Source organism: Fusicatenibacter faecihominis (assembly GCF_020686945.1).
Classification (GTDB): Bacteria; Bacillota; Clostridia; order Lachnospirales; family Lachnospiraceae; genus Limivivens; species Limivivens faecihominis.
On the sequence record NZ_JAJEPR010000015.1, the window covers coordinates 50,237 to 68,438 of the forward strand.

An 18,202-nucleotide genomic window follows, 5' to 3' on the forward strand; every position below is an offset into this window, starting at 1 on the left:
AAAATGACTGATGGTCATTAACTACGAGGAGGAATAGAAATATGTTGGTGAAAATGGGCAAATGGATAGCCAAACATAAGGTACTGATCTGCATCCTGGGTTTTCTGCTTATTATTCCCTCAGTGCTTGGAATTATAAAGACCAGGATCAATTACGATCTGCTGAGTTATCTGCCGGACACCCTGGAAACCGTAAGCGGCCAGGATATTCTGGTGGACGAATTTGGAATGGGCGCCTTCTCCATGGTCGTCGTGGAAGATATGGAGATGAAAGACGTACAGAAGCTGGAAGAACAGTTCAGCGAGGTGGAACATGTAAAAGATGTCCTCTGGTATGACGACGTGGCGGACATCACCCTTCCGGTGGAGATGATCCCGGAAAACTTACGAACGAGCTTCTTCAACGGAGATGCCACGATGATGCTGGTGCTTTTTGACAATACCACATCTTCCGACGATGCCATGGAGGCACTGACCGAGATGCGTAAGATGGTCGATAAACAGTGCTTCATCAGTGGTATGACAGGAATCGTTACCGATATCAAGAACCTGTGTATGCAGGAGCTGCCGATCTATGTAGCCATCGCAGCTGTTCTGGCACTTATCGTTCTGGAGATCACCGGAACCTCCATTGTGGTTCCCTTCATCTTCCTTCTCTGTATCGGAATTTCCATCCTTTATAATATGGGAAGCAACGTCTTTCTGGGAGAGATTTCCTACATCACGGAGGCTCTGGTAGCCGTCCTTCAGCTGGGCGTTACCATGGACTATTCGATCTTCCTTCTGGACAGCTACGAGGAGAACAAAAAGCGGTTCCCGGATGACAATAACCGGGCCATGGGTCACGCGATTGCAAACACCTTCAAGTCCATCACAGGAAGTTCTATCACGACGGTGGCCGGTTTCGCAGCTCTCTGTATGATGACCTTCGCCCTTGGTAAAAACCTCGGTATCGTTATGTCAAAGGGCGTTATCATCGGTGTGCTCTGCTGTGTTACCCTGCTTCCGGCCATGATCCTGATCTTTGACAAGCCGATCGAGAAGACCAGACACAAATCTCTCTTTAAGACAGAGAAGGTGGATAAGGTATCTGCCTTTATCACAAAGCATTACAAGATCTGGCTGGCAATTTTCTGTGTTATGCTGCTGCCGGCTATCTATGGAAACAATCATACCGGTATTTACTACAACATCGCGAAGTCTCTTCCGGCGGATCTGGATTCCAACATCGCCAATGAGAAGCTGAGCGAGGACTTCGATATGAGCGTCATGCACATCATCATGATGGATAAAAACATGGATGGTACAGAAAAAGCCAAGATGCTTGATGAAGTGAAGAATGTAGACGGTGTGAAATGGACCATCGGTATTAACACCCTTCTGGGCGCTTCCGTTCCGGATTCCATGATCCCGGATAACTTAAAGAGCATGCTCCAGGGCGATCAGTACGAGCTGGCCTTCGTAAGTTCCAAGTACGAGTCAGCGACGGACGAGGTAAATGCCCAGATCGCCCAGATCAGTGACATTGTAAAGAAATATGACAGCAACGGAATGGTTATCGGTGAGGCTCCGCTGATGAAAGACCTGCAGGATGTAACGGATATCGACCTTCAGAATGTAAACATCGCTTCCATCGCAGCGATCTTTGTTATCATCCTGATCATCTTCAAATCCATCTCCCTGCCGGTGATCCTGGTAGCCGTTATCGAGTTCGCCATCGTTGTGAATATGGCCATTCCCTTCTATCAGGGTATCAGCCTTCCCTTCGTGGCCAGTATCGTTGTCGGTACCATTCAGCTGGGAGCAACCGTAGACTACGCAATTCTGATGACCAGCCGTTATCAGAAAGAGCGTCAGAGAGGAAAAGATAAGAAAGAAGCCGTTGCCATCGCGCATAAGACCAGCATGCTGTCCATCGTGACCAGCGGCTGCAGCTTCTTCGCCTGCACTTTCGGTATCTCCGTTTATTCACAGGTAGATATGATCGGTTCCATCTGTACCCTGCTTTCCAGAGGAGCCCTCATCAGTATGATCGTCGTAATCTTTGTCCTGCCGGCCATGTTCATGCTCTTCGACAAGCTGATTGTCAAAACCTCCATCGGTTTCCTGGGCAAGAAAAAGAAAGCAGCCAACTAAAAACTGAGAAAAAGTACCGCGGAGAAAAGCTTCGCGGTATTTTTTTGACCTTAAACATTGCTTTTTTTTCCATAAAGGGTTTATAATAGGCACGTTAAGGCGGTTCCCAAATCTCACAGGCGGAAGTGGAAATGGTCTTCGCTGAAAAAGAACAGACAGAAAGGAACGAAAGACATGACAAGAGATGAATTTAAAGCCCTGACAGATAAGGGAGTGGTACTTCTGGATGGAGCGACAGGTTCCAATATGACCAAAGCGGGGATGCCCAAAGGAACCAGTACGGAGCTCTGGATCCTGGATCACCCGGAACCTCTCCAGGAGCTCCAGCGCGCCTATGTGGAGGCGGGAAGCCAGATCGTGTATGCGCCGACCTTTTGCTGCAACCCTTACAGCATGAAGAATTTCGGCAGGGAAAAAGATGTCTATGAGCTCAACGGCCGTCTCGTGGCCTTAAGCAAAGCGGCTGTGGGTGGAAAAGCCTATGTGGCGGGAGATATGACCACCACCGGAAAAATGATGGAGCCGAGAGGCGAGATGACTTTTGAAGAACTCTATGAGATCTACAGCGAGCAGGCCAAAGCCCTGGTGGAAGCAGGCGTGGATCTTTTCACCGTGGAGACCATGCTGGGTGTGGACGAGACCAGCGTGGCTCTGGATGCGATCCAGGCTGTCTGCGATCTTCCGATCATCTGCACGCTCTCCGTGGAAGCTGACGGCAGCGCCTATTATAATGGAAACGCTGTGGAGGCTGTGGAGACCCTTCAGGGTATGGGAGCTTCCGCTGTGGGTGTGAACTGTTCGGTGGGACCGGATCAGCTGACGGCTGTCATCGCTTCCATGAAGCAGGTGGCAGAGGTGCCTGTTGTGGCAAAACCCAACGCAGGCATGCCCTTTATCACGGAAACCGGAGAGGCTGTCTATGACATGGACGCGGAGCGTTTTGCCCGCTGTATCGGTGATCTGATCAAGGCGGGAGCCGGCATTGTGGGCGGCTGCTGCGGCACGACTCCGGAATACATCCGGGCCGTACATAAAATACTGGGAAGATAAAAGGAGATTGAAAATGAAAATCGAAAGCACAAAAGGAGTCCTGTCCCTGGACGAGGCCACCTTATGTTTTAATGTAGAGGCGGAGGGAGAGAGCTGGAGCTGGGAAAAAGACTACCGGCCCTGTTTTCTCGCAGGAGAGGAAAAAGTGTTCTTTTCCGATGCGGCTTCGATCCGTCATGAGGCGGTAAAGAACGGCATTGGCAAGGGCATCCGGAGCAGCTATTCCGGTTTTACCATTGCAGGCGAGAAAAAAGAGCTGGCCTTTGAGACCTACGCCTGGATCGAGGAATGTACCGGAGATGTTTTCTTCGAGTGGGTGCCGATCAAAGAGAGCGGCGAGATCACAAAGCTTTTCTGGCCGGGCCCCATGGCTTTCGAGGAGAAGAGAGAGGACTGGTATACGCTGGTCAACGAACGCCAGGGCTATCTGATTCCCAATACCTGGGAAGTTCCGAGCCGCCCGCTGCATTTCAAGGGACAGTTCTGCACTGCAGGCGGTTACATGTCCTGGTTTTCCCAGATTCGGGAGGGAAAAGGCTACATCGCCATCGCCCTCACGCCTTGGAATGGTTTCACTGAGCTGGAGCATCCGGCAGGAGGTCCCTACACCCATGTTTCTGTGAGCTGGGAGCCCAGCCTTGGAAAGATGGATTACCGCCGGATCATGAGATACAGCTTCCGGAAGGACTGCGACTATAATACCATGTGCAAGATCTACCGGAACTACATGTTTGAGAACGATCTGGCTGCTACCTTAAAGGAGAAGGCTGCCCGGATTCCTTCCGTGGATCGTCTCGTGGGCGCTTCCTTCGTCCATAAGGGCATCAAGACCAGCGTGAACCCGAAATCCGAGTTTTTCGATCCCGCAGCCCCGGAGAAAAACAACTCCCTCACACCTTTTGCCGTACGGGAAAAGGAGATGGAGGAGTTCCACGAGTTCGGAGTGGAGAAACTCTATTTCCATCTGGACGGCTGGGCAGAGCCGGGCTATGACAACAAGCATCCGGATTATCTGCCGGCCTGCGAGGAAGCCGGCGGCTGGGAGAAGATGAAATCTCTCTCCGATACCATGCAGCGTCTGGGCTACCTTTTCGGCATCCATGACCAGTACCGGGATTACTATAAGGACGCACCTTCCTTTGACGAGGATTACGCTGTCCGTCTCACCGACGGTTCCATTCCGGAGCATGCCCGCTGGGCCGGCGGTCCCCAGTCCTACCTCTGCGCGACCCAGGCTCCTTACTATGTGAGAAGAAACTTCACCGAGATTAAAAATCACGGCATTCATCTGGATGGCGCTTACCTCGATGTCTTTACCTGCAACGAAGGAGACGAGTGCGACAACCCGAGACACCGGATGAGCCGGAAAGAGTGCTATGAGAACCGGAAGAAATGCTTTGATTTACTGATTTCCAGAAACATTCTCCCGAGCTCCGAGGAGGCCTCCGACTGGGCCATGAAGAGCCTGGTATTCTGCCATTATGCGCCCTATTCCTTTATGCTCCAGACACCGGGCACCGAGCAGATCGGCGTGAGCCTGCCACTCTTTAACCTGGTTTATCATGACTGTGTGATCGAGCCCTGGATGATGGAGAAGCTGAACGATACGGACGATTACATGCTCTATGCCCTCTTGAACGGCGGCGCTCCCTATCTTGTGAGAGACGGCGCTTACCCGAACATCGACGGCGCTTTTGACGGCTATATACATCTGACTCCCGAGGAGACTGTGAAACGCTGCAAGATTGTCAGCGGTCTTCATGAGAAGGTGGCAAAAGAAGAGATGGTGAGCCACGAATTTGTAAACGGCGATTACAAGGTGCAGAGAACGACCTTTGCAGACGGCACGAAAGTAACCGTGGATCTTTGCAAAGGCACCTACGAGATCGAAGCGAAATAAAAAGAAAAAAAGACAACCCGGATCTTCGTGCGGATCCGGGTTGTCTTTTTTCAGGCTTGGTTCTGGGTGATAAAGTTCTTGATAGCGGTAAAACTTTCCGTGCTCATAGTGTGTTCCATGCGGCAGGCATCTTCCACGGCGATTTTTTCATCTACGCCCAGGCTGATGAGCCACTGGGAAAGGACGGTATGACGTTCATACATGGTCTGAGCGATCTCCATTCCCTTTTCTGTCAGGGTGATATAACCGTCATCCATATGAATGTAACCATTTTCCCGAAGATTTTTCATAGCTACGCTGACGCTGGGCTTTGAGAAATCCAGGTAGTTGACGATGTCGATGGAACGCACATGGCCTTTCTGTTTTTGCAGGATCAGAACGGACTCCAGATAGTTTTCAGCAGATTCTTGAATTTTCAATCTTTCACACTCTCCTATTCAAAGGAAGCATAGAGCAGGAAACAGTCCCCCCTTACTTCTTTTTATTAGAATACCATGAAATGCCATAAAAAACAAATGAAAAAGTGAGAAATTTTGTTCAGTGAGGAGAAGGTTCGCAGCAGATGAGAAAACTTATCAGGAAAAAGAAAAACGCACTCTGCCTTGCCAAAAGAAGCAGGGTGATTTATACTATTCTAAAAATGCGTAAGAGGATAAAGAAATGAATAATACAGAACACGAAAAACTTCATGCCCTGGGCCTGGCTCACAGTCATGAAGAAGGAGACCATGACCACGATCACGGGCACGGTCATTGCCATGGCCCCGGCGGCCATCATCACGTTCATTCGGACGCGGAGAAAAAGGCGGTCCTGAACCGGCTTTCCCGGGCCATCGGGCATCTCCAGTCCATCAAGACCATGGTGGAGAACGACCGGGACTGCAGTGAGGTGCTGATCCAGCTCGCGGCGGTGAAATCCGCGGTGAATAATACGGGTAAACTAGTCTTGAAGGAACACATTGCCCACTGTATCGTGGAAGCCATTGAAAATGGGGATGAAGAAAGCCTGCGGCAGCTGAATAAGGCCATCGATTCCTTTGTAAAATAGGAGGCGGCTTATATGAAGCTCAGTCTTTTTGAACTTTTGTACGGTCTTTCGGAGGCTCTGGACCATGTGGAGAGTGAATGGCATCCGCTGCCGAAAGTCCATGCGAAAAAGACCGCCTATTTTGCGGTGCGGATGGGCGAGTGTGCGGGTCTGAAAAAAGAGAAGCTTTACCAGCTGGCTCTGGCAGGGCTTTTTCATGACAGCGGAATTACGCGCTCCCAGGGCGGTCTCTGCCGGGAAAAAGAGGGGACGAAGGAAGAACTGAAGTTCCGGCTTCTGGCGGGAGAAGAGAATTTTATGCAGCTTCCGATTCGAAATCCGAAGCCCCATCTGGTCCTTTTTCACAGGGAAAGAGGGGACGGCAGCGGCGCTTTCGGAAGAAAAGCCGGGGAATATCCGCGGGAAGCAGGCTGGCTTCATCTGGCAGAGCGGGTCAGCCGGCTGGAGGCTGGCTGGGATGAGAAAACGCTAAGAAAAGAAGAGATAGAAAGAAAACTGCAGGAACTGAAAGGCAGAGTGCTGGATCCCGGAGCCGTGGAGCTCTTTTTCCGGGCGGAGCCGAGGCTGGAAGCAGGGGATCTTTTTATCAAGGAATATTTGAGAAAAATCCTTCCGGACGATCACAGGGAGTGGACGGAGGAAGAAGTGGGGAGATTCTCCTTACTCATGGCGCGGATCGTGGACGAGCGCTGCGGTCCTTCCTGCGTCCATTCCAGAGAGATCACCCGGAGGATTCAGCTTCTGGCGGAATATTACCAGTATCCGGAAGTGATCCGGGAGAAGCTGTGCCTTGCCGGAGCGCTTCATGATCTGGGAAAACTGGTGATTCCGCTTGAGGTTTTAAATAAACCCGGAACTCTTTCTGAGCAGGAAGTGAAGGAGATGAGGAACCATGTCCTTTATACCTATTACATACTGAACCGGATTTCCGGTCTTCAGGAAATTACGATGTGGGCTTCCGCGCATCATGAGAAGCTCAACGGAAAAGGCTATCCCTTCCACCTTTCGGGAGAGCAACTTTTCTATCCGGCGCGGATGGTAGCCTGTGTGGATATCTATCAGGCTCTTCGGGAGCCGAGAGCCTATAAGGCGGAAAAATCCCACGAGAGCGCCGTTCAGATCATGAAAGAGATGGCGCAGGCGGGAGAGATTGATCCCATGATCGTGGATGATCTGGAAAAATTATTTCGGAGGTAACTTATGAAAGCATTGGTAATCGCAGAGAAACCTTCTGTGGCCCGGGATATTGCCCGGGTCCTTCACTGTGAAAAGAAACTGGACGGTGGAATGGAAGGACGGGACTACATTGTCACCTGGGCACTGGGCCATCTGGTGACGCTGGCAGACCCGGAAGCCTACGATAAGAAATATGTGAAATGGGAGATGGAGACTCTCCCGATGATGCCGGACAAAATGAAACTGGTGGTGATCCCTCAGACCGGCAAGCAGTTCCGGGCAGTGAAAGCCCTTCTTTTCCGGAAAGACGTCGGAAGCGTGGTCATCGCCACAGATGCAGGACGGGAGGGAGAGCTTGTAGCCCGCTGGATTCTGGAGATCACGGGCTGCCAGAAACCGATCAAGCGGCTCTGGATTTCTTCTGTGACGGATAAGGCCATCCGGGAGGGCTTCGAGCACCTTCGGGATGGCAGAGAGTATGATAACCTTTACCGGGCGGCAGCAGCCCGTGCGGAGGCCGACTGGCTCGTGGGTATCAACGCCACCCGGGCCCTGACCTGCAAATACAACGCCCAGCTTTCCTGCGGCCGTGTCCAGACGCCGACGCTGGCGATGATCGCGAGAAGAGAGCAGGAGATCAAAGAGTTTGTGCCGAAGGAATATTTCGGCCTGACGCTGAAAGCCGCCGGTATCCGCTGGAGCTGGCAGGATAAGAAGAGCGGAAGCTACCGCACCTTTGATAAGGAACGGGCGGAAAAGCTGAAAAAAGAGCTCGAGGGAAAAGCCCTTACCGTGACCTCTGTGGAGAAGGTTTCCAAGAAGCAGAATGCTCCCGGTCTTTACGACCTCACGGAGCTTCAGCGGGATGCGAGCCGCCGTTTCGGCTATTCGGCCAAGGAGACTCTGAACATCATGCAGCGTCTCTATGAGAATCACAAGGTTCTCACCTATCCCCGGACGGATTCCCGCTATATCGGAAAAGATGTGGCGGAGACCTTAAAGGAGCGGTTGAAGGCCTGCGCGGTTGGCCCTTACCGGAAGCTCGCGGGAACTCTGGCCATGAAGCCGATCCACACGAACGCTTCCTTTGTGGATGACAAAAAAGTCAGCGACCACCATGCGATCATCCCGACGGAGCAGTTTGTGGACCTTTCCCATATGACCAACGAGGAGCGGAAGATCTACGATCTCGTGGTACGCCGTTTTCTGGCGGTGCTGATGCCGCCCTTCACCTATGACGAGACCACGATGAAGGCCGAGGCCGGAGAGGGCATTTTCACGGCCCGGGGAAAAATCGTTCAGAGCCAGGGCTGGAAGGAAGCCTACGAGACGGAGGTCTTTTCCGGGGAGGACGAGGATGAGACTGCGGAAGAGCTTCCTAAGGAACAGAAGCTTCCCGAGCTGAAAAAAGGCGAGAAACTGAAAATTGAGAAAACGGAGCTCACCGCCGGAAAGACGAAGCCGCCGGCCCGTTTTAACGAGGCGACCCTTCTCTCTGCGATGGAAAATCCGGTGAAATATATGGAATCCAGGGATAAGACCTACATCAGGACTCTGGGCGAGACCGGGGGCCTTGGTACGGTGGCCACCCGGGCGGACATCATCGACAAACTCTTCAAGAGCTTCCTGATGGAGAAAAAAGGAAAAGATATTTACATTACCTCCAAGGCCCGCCAGCTTCTGGGCCTGGTACCGGAGGATCTCAAAAAGCCCGAGCTTACGGCTTCCTGGGAGCTGAAGCTTGGAAAGATCGCCCGGGGAGAATTAAAGCAGGAAGCCTTTCTTTCCAGCATCCGGGGTTATACCGAGGAGCTGATCTCTGAGATCAAGACCGCCGACGGTGCCTTCCGCCACGAGAACATTACCGGCAAGAAATGCCCGCGCTGCGGCAAATTTCTTCTGGCAGTCAACGGAAAGAACAGTAAGCTTCTGGTCTGCCAGGACAGGGAGTGCGGCTACCGGGAGACCCTTTCCAGGACCACCAACGCCCGCTGCCCGAACTGCCACAAGAAGATGGAGATGATCGTAAAAGGGGAGGAGGAGACCTTTGTCTGCTCCACCTGCGGTTACAAGGAGAAGCTTTCCGCCTTCAAAAAGCGCCGGGAAAAAGAGGGCGCCGGAGTCAACAAACGGGACGTAGCCCGCTATTTGAATCAACAGAAAAAAGAGGCGGAGGAGCCCATAAACAACGCCTTTGCGGCGGCGCTTTCAGGCCTTAAGCTGGATAAATAAAGATTGCTGTTTACGGGGAGTTGTGCTATACTATCCCTGAATCTAAAGAAGCAGAGGTGCTTACATGAAAAGAGTATTATTAAAATTAAGCGGCGAGGCACTGGCCGGTGATAAAAAGACGGGATTTGACGAGCCCACTGTTACCGCTGTTGCCCGTCAGGTAAAAGAACTCGTTGACGATGGACTGGAAGTTGGTATCGTGATCGGAGGAGGCAACTTCTGGAGAGGCCGTTCCAGCGAGAAGATCGACCGGACCAAGGCTGACCAGATCGGTATGTTGGCTACGGTTATGAACTGTATTTATGTATCTGAGATTTTCCGTTCTGTAGGTATGAAGACCAAGGTTCTCACTCCCTTCGCCTGCGGAGCGTTTACTGAGCTTTTTTCCAAGGATCTGGTAAACGAGTGCTTCTCCAAAGGCATGGTAACCTTCTATGCCGGCGGAACCGGCCATCCCTATTTTTCCACGGATACGGCCACGGTGCTGCGTGCCATTGAGATCGAGGCGGATGTGATCCTTCTTGCGAAATCCATCGATGCCGTATACGACAGCGATCCGAAAGTAAATCCCAACGCGAAGAAGTATGACGAGGTTTCCATCCAGGAAGTTATCGACAAAAAACTGGGTGTGGTAGATATGGCGGCTTCCATTCTCTGTATGGAGAACAAGATGCCGATGCTGGTATTCGGCCTCAATGAGGAGAACAGCATTGTAGAAACCGTAAAAGGCAATTTTAAAGGCACAAGGGTGACTGTATAATAACCGGGAGGAAAAAGATATGGATGAAAGAATCAAAGCATATGAGACAAAAATGAGCAAATCCTACGACAGTCTGTTAAAGGATTTCAGTACGATCCGCGCAGGCCGTGCCAATCCCCATGTACTGGACAAGATCACCGTGGACTACTACGGAACACCGACCCCCTTACAGCAGGTGGGAAACATCACCGTTCCGGAAGCTCGGATTCTGATGATCCAGCCCTGGGAGAAAAAGATGATCCGTGAGATCGAGAAAGCCATCATGGTTTCTGATATCGGCATCAACCCCACCAATGACGGTACCTGCATCCGCCTGGTATTCCCGGAGCTTACCGAGGACCGCAGAAAAGATCTTGCCAAAGAGGTAAAGAAAAAAGGCGAGGGCGCGAAGGTTGCAGTCCGCAACATCCGCCGCGATGCAAACGATGCCTTCAAGAAGCTGAAAGGCAGCGACGTATCCGAGGATGAGATCAAAGAGCTGGAAGATAACGTTCAGAAGCTCACCGATAAGTATATCAAAGAGATCGACAAGGCAGTGGAAGAGAAATCCAAGGAGATCATGACAGTATAAAACAGCTGGGCGCTGCTTTTTGGCAGCGCCTAAAATTGTTTCTGGAGGAAATAAATATGGTGATACCGCAGCATGTTGCGATCATTCTGGATGGCAACGGACGATGGGCGAAGAGCAAAGGCATGCCCAGAAACTACGGTCATTCCAGGGGAGCCAAGAACCTGGAAGTGATCTGCGAGGATGCCTGGAATATGGGCATCAAATATCTGACGGTCTATCTGTTTTCCACGGAAAACTGGAAGCGGTCCAAGGAAGAGGTGGACGGCCTCATGAGGCTGTTCCGCAGCTACACAAAGACCTGTATCAAGACTGCCCAGAAAAATAATATGAAAGTACGGGTACTGGGAGATCCCACAGCTCTGGATCCGGATCTTCAGGAGAGCCTGAAAAAGCTGGAGGAGTCCTCGAAGGACAACACCGGACTGAATTTCCAGATCGCCATCAATTACGGCAGCCGGGACGAGATTACGAGAGCGGTCCGCCATCTGGCAGCGGATGTGAAGGACGGAAAGCTGGCCGTTGATGCCATCGACGAGGCCTGCATTTCCGGCTATCTGGACACGAGAGAAGTGCCGGATCCGGACCTTCTGATTCGCACCAGCGGAGAGCAGCGCCTTTCCAACTACCTGCTCTGGCAGCTGGCCTATACAGAATTTTATTTTACCGATGTGCCCTGGCCCGCTTTTACCAAGGAGGAGCTTTGGAAGGCCATCGAGAAGTTCAACAGCCGTGACCGGCGTTACGGCGGAGTGAAGGAGGGATAACGTGTTTAAAACGAGACTGCTCAGTGGTATTGTCCTGGTGATCATCGCTCTTGTGACCATCATCAGCGGCAGTTACCTTCTCTGGGGAACCTTATTCCTGGTGTCTCTCATCGGCCTGACGGAGCTTTACCGGGCTGCAGGCGTACAGGAAAAGGGCTTTTCCCTTCTGGCCTTAATCGGGGCTCTCGGTGTGGCTTCCTATTATTTGCTGTTACTTTTCGGATTTGAGGCATATAGTATGATGGATATGATTTTTATTCTGATCGTACTGATGGCCGTCTATGTATTTACATATCCGAAATACCATGCGGACCAGGTCATGGCGGCCTTCTTCGGCGTGGTCTATGTCTCCGTGATGCTTTCCTATATTTATCTCACCCGGAGTCTTGAGGGCGGAGCCTTTCTGGTATGGCTGATTTTCCTCTGCTCCTGGGGCTGCGATACCTGCGCTTACTGTGTGGGCATCCTCATCGGAAAGCACAAGATGGCTCCTGTCTTAAGCCCGAAGAAATCCATCGAGGGCGCTGTGGGAGGCGTTGTGGGAGCTGCGCTTCTGGGTCTTATCTATGCCCTGGCAGCCGGAAAATTTTTCCCGGAGTTTGATCACAGCCCGGCGGTTTACGCCCTGATCTGTGCAGTGGGAGCTCTCATCTCCATGGTGGGAGACCTGGCGGCTTCCGGTATCAAGAGAAACCACAACATCAAGGATTACGGCAAGCTGATTCCCGGACACGGCGGAATTCTCGACCGTTTCGACAGCGTGATCTTCACGGCTCCGGTGATCTATTTCCTTGCCATTGCCCTTCTGTAAAAAAGAAGCGGAGGAATGCGTATGAAAAAAATAGCGATTTTAGGTTCCACGGGTTCCATCGGCACCCAGACCCTGGAGGTAGTGGAAAACAACGGCGACATTCAGGTGGAAGCCCTTTCTGCCAACGGAAATGTGGACCTTCTCGAGAAACAGGCGAGAAAATTTAAACCTTCTGTCATCGCTGTATTCCGCGAGGATGCAGCGAAGGAGCTGAAAGAACGGTTAAAAGATATGAATATCCGCATCGTGACAGGAATGGACGGTCTCATCGAGATTGCCACGCTGCCCGAGACGGATATCCTGGTGACGGCCATTGTGGGAATGATAGGTATTCTTCCCACGATCGAGGCCATCAAAGCCGGAAAAGATATCGCCCTGGCAAATAAGGAAACTCTGGTGACGGCGGGGCATATCATCATGCCTCTGGCAGAGCGGATGGGTGTTCAGATCCTTCCGGTGGACAGCGAGCACAGCGCCATTTTCCAGGCCCTTCACGGGGAAGACCGGGGCGGAATTGAGAAGATTCTTATCACAGCCTCCGGCGGTCCCTTCCGGGGAAAAAACCGGGCGGAACTTGAGAATGTTCAGGTGGAGGACGCCCTGAAACATCCGAACTGGTCCATGGGCCAGAAGATCACGATCGATTCTGCCACCCTGGTAAATAAGGGGCTGGAGGTCATGGAAGCCAAATGGCTTTTCGGCGTGGATCTGGACCGGATTCAGGTGGTAGTCCAGCCGAAGAGTATCATCCATTCGATGGTAGAATTTAAGGACGGAGCTGTCATCGCCCAGCTTGGGACACCGGATATGAAGCTTCCGATCCAGTACGCCCTCTATTATCCGGAGCGGCGTTACCTTCCGGGAGACCGGCTGGATTTCTGGAAACTGAAGGAAATTACCTTTGAGAAACCGGATACGGATACCTTCCTTGGTCTGCCCCTGGCCTTTCAGGCGGCGAGAACTGGCGGTAGCATGCCAACGGTCTTCAACGCGGCCAATGAGCGGGCTGTGAGCAAGTTTTTGCATCGGAAGATTCGTTTCCTGGATATCTATGATATAATTTCCGACGCAATGGAACATCATAAGGTTATTCCGAATCCTTCCATCGAAGAGATTCTGGCAGCAGAGCAGGCAACATACGAACGAATTGAAAGCAGGTGGTAGGTTGAGTATTATTCTTGCACTTTTTATTTTCAGCCTGATCATTATCATTCATGAGCTGGGTCATTTTCTCCTGGCAAAATACAATGGAGTGACAGTGCTGGAGTTTTCTCTGGGCATGGGTCCCAGAATTTTAAGTACGGTAAAGGGCGGCACCCGGTATTCCTGGAAGCTCCTTCCCTTCGGCGGCTCCTGTGCCATGCTGGGAGAGGATGAGGCCACCACAGAGGAAGGCTCCTTCGGAAGCAAATCCGTCTGGGCCCGAATTTCCGTTATCGCGGCAGGCCCGATTTTTAACTTTATTCTGGCTTTTCTCTTATCCCTTTTTATCATCGGAAGCATCGGTTATGACGCTCCGGTGATCAGCTATGTGGGAGAGGGAACTCCCGCAGCCGAGGCCGGTATCCAGGTGGGAGACCGGATTCTGAAAATGAACAATCAGAAGATTCATGTGGCCCGGGAGATTACCGGCTACACCCTCTATCATCCCAACGAGGAGACGATCACCGTCACCTGGGAGCACGAGGGAGAGAAGAAAACCGCGGATATCACGCTTCAGATGGATGAGGAAGTCGGCAGAAAGCTGATGGGAATTTCCGTCTCCGGCGCCCGCACAAAGCTTGGCCCTGTGGGCGTACTGAAATACAGCGCCTACGAGGTGAAATACTGGATTGCCACCACGCTGGACGGCCTGAAACTTCTGATCAGCGGCAGGCTGGGACTCAACGATATGTCCGGCCCCGTGGGCGTGGTCAACATGATTGGAAGCACCTATAATGAGAGCAAAGCCGACGGCGGCTTCTATGTATGGCTGAACATGCTGAATATTTCCATTCTTCTGACTGCCAACCTGGGTGTCATGAACCTTCTGCCTCTTCCGGCTCTGGACGGCGGCCGCCTGGTTTTCCTTTTCTTGGAAGCCATCCGCCGCAAACGCATCGACCCGGAGAAAGAAGGCATGGTCCATATGATCGGCCTTTTGGCTCTGATGGCATTGATGGTTGTGATTATGTTCAATGACGTAAGAAAACTCTTTTAGTTATTTTTGGAGGCGATTGATATGAAGAGCTTTTTCACAAATCAGGGAGCTTTTTCCGCTGTTTATCTGGTGCTGGGCATCCTGCTTCTGATCCACCCGGTAGCCTTTTCTCGGGCAGTCTGCTATGTCCTTGGCATCTGCGCCTTTGTCTACGGCGCCTGGAAGATTTGGGGTTACTGGAAGGATAGAAAGCTGGGCGGCGTGTTCCAGCTGGAACTCATCGTGGGCGTGATCCTCGTGGTCATCGGCCTGGTGGCTCTCTTTAAATCCGAGGTTCTGCTTTCCATTCTGCCGGTGATCATCGGCCTCATCATCCTCATGGACGGTCTGGTGACGATCAATCAGGCACTGAACCTTCGGAAACTGGATTATCGTTGGAAATACCTTCTGCCCATGGGCATTGTGGTAGCCGTGTTCGGCCTGGTTCTGGTTCTGAATCCCTTCGGAAGCGCGATGCTTCTCATGCGTTTCCTGGGCTTCACACTGCTGGTGGACGGCTTCTGCGACTTCTGGTGGTATTACAGACTGAAAAAACTGTTTGAGTAAACCGGTGGGGACGGAGTTTTTGACATAAACTCCGTCCTTTTTGGCTTTTTAAAGGAGACTTGTATGGAAATAGGAATGTACGAAAAGGAAGTGGAGGATAAAGAAATCCGGGAGATTGCAGAGAGAATCTTACCGGATACTTCTTTTGGAAAAATATACAGAATCTGTGAGCAGTACGGAGAGGAAGAAGCCGACTGCAGGGAATACGACGTTTATAAGCTTGTGACGCCAGAGGGTGATCGGATGCTGAAAAAAGCGGATAAACGGGAGGTTTCAAATTATGAGAAATACCTGAAGCAAAAAGATTTCTGTGTTCCCAAATTTTATGGGCGCTGGGACGACGGCGCGGATATCTGGATCATGCTCGAGAGCATCGAGGGCAATGATTTAAGAGATATGACGGATGAGCTGGCAAAAGCGGCGGCGAAAAGCATTGTTCAGATTCAGAATGCTTTCTGGAATCATCCGGACAGGGAACGCTTTGAAGTCTATCTGGAAAGAATCAGCCGGAGACTCGCCTGCATCAAGGATGAGCCTGAAATCGGCGAAGCCTACGGGCTCTTTTTTGAAAGACAGAAGACCTGCCACAGAACCCTGTCAAACGGTGATTTCCTGGAGTTCAATGTGATTGATAAAAACGGACAGGTATTTATCATTGACTGGGGCTTTGGCGGTATCATGCCCTATTCTCTGGACCTTGCGCGGTTTATCGCCCATGCGACAGAAGACCGGGCGACCTTTCCGTTTTACATGAACGATGAGCAGAAACGTCTGTTTTTGAATACCGTTTACGAAAACTTGGTTGAGAAACTGGATTATGAACAGTATTTATATGACATCAAGCTGGCCGTCCTCAATGAATATGTGGAATTTATCGAAGCGGATGAGGATGACGACAGATGGTATTATAATCATGCAAGAGAGCTGGCAAGAGAGATTTTGGCTGAGAAAGAAGGAAGATAGCAAGATGAAATACGCAGTTATCGGCGCTGGCGGAACCGGCGGTATGATCGGATTTTACATGACAAAGGCAGGAAAAGATGTGACGCTGATTGCCCGCGGCGAGCATCTGGCGAAGATGCAGGAAAAGGGTCTGACGGTGGAAAGAATGTGGGATGGCTCCATGGAGACGCTGCCTGTTTCCGCGACGGATATGGAGCATTACAGGGAGCGGCCGGCCTGTATTTTTTATATGGGAACCGCCCAGTCACTGAAAACAATGACTGAGAGGTTCCTTTTTCATCAGTAAAGCTCTGCGATTCTGGTCACGCCCACATAGATCTCCTGGACCTTATACCAGGTCCGGTAATCCACCTCGCCGGTCTCGGGAAGGCCGAAGATATCCTGGAAGATTTCCACAGCCCGCTGTGTTTCCTCTCCGTAAATGCCGTCTACCCGGATCTTCGGGATCAGGGGATAACTGTTGGAGATGGCGTTGAGCTGCTCCTGGAGCTGTTCGACCTTCTGCCCGCGGCTTCCGATATCCAGAGTCTCCCCGGGCCAGGAAGCCGGGATGCCGGAGATCTCCTCGGCAGAGTTGATATACATATCATCCCCGTAATAATAGCGGAGAATCTCAACAGGTGTATAATTCTGATCCCCCAGATATTTGGAACCCCACTGGGAGAGCCAGTTGGGGCAGCTGACCCTCTGCCCGTCACAGTACTGGGTCAGAATGGGCTGGCGCACATTGGGCCGGGAGAGATAACTTGCAAAGACTTCATCTACCACCTCGGAGATACTCTCAAAAATGTTCCGGTTGGGGATCCATTTGTGGTCGAAAGCGGTAGAGGAAGTGATGGTGAAGGAATAGCCCTTATTTCTATACCATTCGGTATACACCCGGTTCAGCGTAAATGACATAATCGCCAGCACATTCGCCACAATCGCCGCCCTCGGCCAGGTGGCGTAGATCTCGCTGGAGGCCACATTTTTGATGTAATCCGAATAGCGGATATAGTAATCCTGGGCTGTACTGTCCCTGGGGGAGCCGTCGTGGACCACGATGTATTCCGGCACGACCACCCGGCTCAGGACGATCTCACCGGAAGCGTTGACGGGCTTGATTTCTGCCTCGGCGATCTTTGGCGGATAATTGCCGAAAAGCGTATGAGCGGGGATTGTGTAATTCTGGAAGTCGCCGGAGGCCTCTAAGGGGGAGAGTCTTACATCCTGGAGGGCCAGAGAGCCGGAAAAAATCTCTGCCCCCGAGATGGAAAGTGGCTCAAAGCCATCTGCCTGAATCTGGAAAGTATATTCCGAATAGGGTTGGTTTTCGCTGGGTTCCATACTGTACTCAATGGGCGGAGCAGGAAGCTCCACGGTTTCAGAATTTCCATTTGTGTCGGTGCCGATCTCCTCCAGGGCTTTCTCCGGCTGGCCGGTATCGAAGATCCGGATCCGGGCATTTTCCACAGGGGAACGGGTCAGGGCCGAGTCCACATGAATGCGGAGCCGGCCTTTATCCGGTGTATCAGAAGAAAGAGTCTGCGGCATAAGTCAACCTCTGAAAGACTTTCCCTACAGTTTATGCAGCAGGGGTGCCGCTTAAAACTCACTCTTTCGGAAGCTCAGAAGCGCAGTGAGGGCATTTTACCGCGTCGATATGAATCTCGGATTTACAATAAGGACATACTTTGGTGGTAGGTGCTGTTTCCGGTTCCGGCTTCGGGCGGCGGATCACATTGATACCTTTTACTACCATAAAAATAGAGAAGGCAATGATCAGAAACTGGATCACGGTCTGGATAAAGGAGCCGTAAGCGAAAACGGAAGTCGATGCCTTCGCTGCCTCCAGGGTGGGGTAGGACTGGCCGTCCAGGGCGATGAAAAGATTGGAAAAGTCAACCTTTCCGGTGGCGATGCTGATGACAGGCATAAGGACGTCGTTTACCAGGGAATTGATGATGTTGCTGAAGGCTCCGCCGACAATGACACCGACAGCCATATCCATGACATTGCCGCGCATGATGAATTCTTTGAATTCTTCTGTGATCTTGCTCATAAAGAG

General features: G+C 51.6%; 18 protein-coding genes. 15 read left to right on the forward strand and 3 right to left on the reverse strand.

The window, feature by feature from the left end; translation table 11 throughout:
• Window positions 1-44: 44 nt before the first annotated feature.
• The 3 genes from LKD71_RS10115 to LKD71_RS10125 all read left to right on the forward strand — a co-directional run bounded on the left by LKD71_RS10115 (window position 45) and on the right by LKD71_RS10125 (window position 5,085).
• Entirely contained in the window at window positions 45-2,135 is a 2,091-nt protein-coding gene (locus LKD71_RS10115; RefSeq protein WP_227615326.1) for an efflux RND transporter permease subunit, read from the forward strand.
• 174 nt (window positions 2,136-2,309) lie between these two features.
• A complete protein-coding gene (locus LKD71_RS10120) occupies window positions 2,310-3,185 on the forward strand; it encodes a homocysteine S-methyltransferase family protein (protein ID WP_227615306.1) in 876 nt (291 codons plus the stop codon).
• Window positions 3,186-3,198: 13 nt separating this feature from the next.
• Window positions 3,199-5,085 carry a DUF5696 domain-containing protein gene (locus LKD71_RS10125; RefSeq protein WP_227615307.1) on the forward strand — a complete coding sequence of 629 codons (1,887 nt, stop codon included), beginning with the start codon at window positions 3,199-3,201 and terminating at the stop codon, window positions 5,083-5,085.
• A gap of 50 nt (window positions 5,086-5,135) precedes the next feature.
• Here LKD71_RS10125 and LKD71_RS10130 read toward each other — a convergent pair whose 3' ends face one another.
• The gene (locus LKD71_RS10130) at window positions 5,136-5,504 is read right to left on the reverse strand and encodes a metal-dependent transcriptional regulator (protein ID WP_178045963.1); all 369 of its coding nucleotides are present in this window, start codon (window positions 5,502-5,504) and stop codon (window positions 5,136-5,138) included.
• Window positions 5,505-5,745: 241 nt separating this feature from the next.
• On the opposite strand from LKD71_RS10130, the gene LKD71_RS10135 reads away from it, so the two are divergent.
• The 12 genes from LKD71_RS10135 (at window position 5,746) to LKD71_RS10190 (ending at window position 16,441) form a co-directional block, all read left to right on the forward strand.
• Complete coding sequence (locus LKD71_RS10135) at window positions 5,746-6,132, forward strand: metal-sensing transcriptional repressor (RefSeq protein WP_227615308.1); 387 nt, start codon at window positions 5,746-5,748, stop codon at window positions 6,130-6,132.
• Window positions 6,133-6,144: 12 nt separating this feature from the next.
• Window positions 6,145-7,329, forward strand: a complete 1,185-nt coding sequence (locus tag LKD71_RS10140) for an HD-GYP domain-containing protein (protein WP_227615309.1) — start codon at window positions 6,145-6,147, stop codon at window positions 7,327-7,329.
• A 3-nt stretch (window positions 7,330-7,332) separates the two neighbouring features.
• Window positions 7,333-9,540: a DNA topoisomerase III gene (locus LKD71_RS10145; protein ID WP_227615310.1), complete on the forward strand. Its 2,208-nt coding sequence runs from the start codon at window positions 7,333-7,335 to the stop codon at window positions 9,538-9,540.
• A gap of 64 nt (window positions 9,541-9,604) precedes the next feature.
• Entirely contained in the window at window positions 9,605-10,300 is a 696-nt protein-coding gene (pyrH, locus tag LKD71_RS10150) for a UMP kinase (RefSeq protein ID WP_178046380.1), read from the forward strand.
• A gap of 19 nt (window positions 10,301-10,319) precedes the next feature.
• Entirely contained in the window at window positions 10,320-10,871 is a 552-nt protein-coding gene (gene frr, locus LKD71_RS10155; RefSeq protein ID WP_178046381.1) for a ribosome recycling factor, read from the forward strand.
• A 56-nt stretch (window positions 10,872-10,927) separates the two neighbouring features.
• The gene (locus LKD71_RS10160; protein ID WP_227615311.1) at window positions 10,928-11,635 is read left to right on the forward strand and encodes an isoprenyl transferase; all 708 of its coding nucleotides are present in this window, start codon (window positions 10,928-10,930) and stop codon (window positions 11,633-11,635) included.
• Between the two features lies 1 nt (window position 11,636).
• On the forward strand, window positions 11,637-12,446 hold the full coding sequence (locus LKD71_RS10165) for a phosphatidate cytidylyltransferase (protein WP_227615312.1): 810 nt from the start codon (window positions 11,637-11,639) through the stop codon (window positions 12,444-12,446).
• A 21-nt stretch (window positions 12,447-12,467) separates the two neighbouring features.
• The gene (locus LKD71_RS10170; protein WP_227615313.1) at window positions 12,468-13,610 is read left to right on the forward strand and encodes a 1-deoxy-D-xylulose-5-phosphate reductoisomerase; all 1,143 of its coding nucleotides are present in this window, start codon (window positions 12,468-12,470) and stop codon (window positions 13,608-13,610) included.
• A 1-nt stretch (window position 13,611) separates the two neighbouring features.
• A complete protein-coding gene (locus LKD71_RS10175) occupies window positions 13,612-14,646 on the forward strand; it encodes a M50 family metallopeptidase (RefSeq protein ID WP_178046385.1) in 1,035 nt (344 codons plus the stop codon).
• Between the two features lie 21 nt (window positions 14,647-14,667).
• A complete protein-coding gene (locus LKD71_RS10180; RefSeq protein ID WP_227615314.1) occupies window positions 14,668-15,192 on the forward strand; it encodes an HdeD family acid-resistance protein in 525 nt (174 codons plus the stop codon).
• 63 nt (window positions 15,193-15,255) lie between these two features.
• Window positions 15,256-16,155, forward strand: a complete 900-nt coding sequence (locus LKD71_RS10185) for a phosphotransferase (protein ID WP_227615315.1) — start codon at window positions 15,256-15,258, stop codon at window positions 16,153-16,155.
• Between the two features lie 4 nt (window positions 16,156-16,159).
• On the forward strand, window positions 16,160-16,441 hold the full coding sequence (locus LKD71_RS10190; RefSeq protein ID WP_227615316.1) for a ketopantoate reductase family protein: 282 nt from the start codon (window positions 16,160-16,162) through the stop codon (window positions 16,439-16,441).
• Here LKD71_RS10190 and LKD71_RS10195 read toward each other — a convergent pair.
• Window positions 16,435-17,688: a peptidoglycan-binding domain-containing protein gene (locus LKD71_RS10195; protein ID WP_227615317.1), complete on the reverse strand. Its 1,254-nt coding sequence runs from the start codon at window positions 17,686-17,688 to the stop codon at window positions 16,435-16,437. The genes LKD71_RS10190 and LKD71_RS10195 overlap by 7 nt on opposite strands.
• 58 nt (window positions 17,689-17,746) lie before the next feature.
• On the reverse strand, window positions 17,747-18,196 hold the full coding sequence (mscL, locus tag LKD71_RS10200; RefSeq protein ID WP_178045614.1) for a large-conductance mechanosensitive channel protein MscL: 450 nt from the start codon (window positions 18,194-18,196) through the stop codon (window positions 17,747-17,749).
• Window positions 18,197-18,202 lie beyond the last annotated feature (6 nt).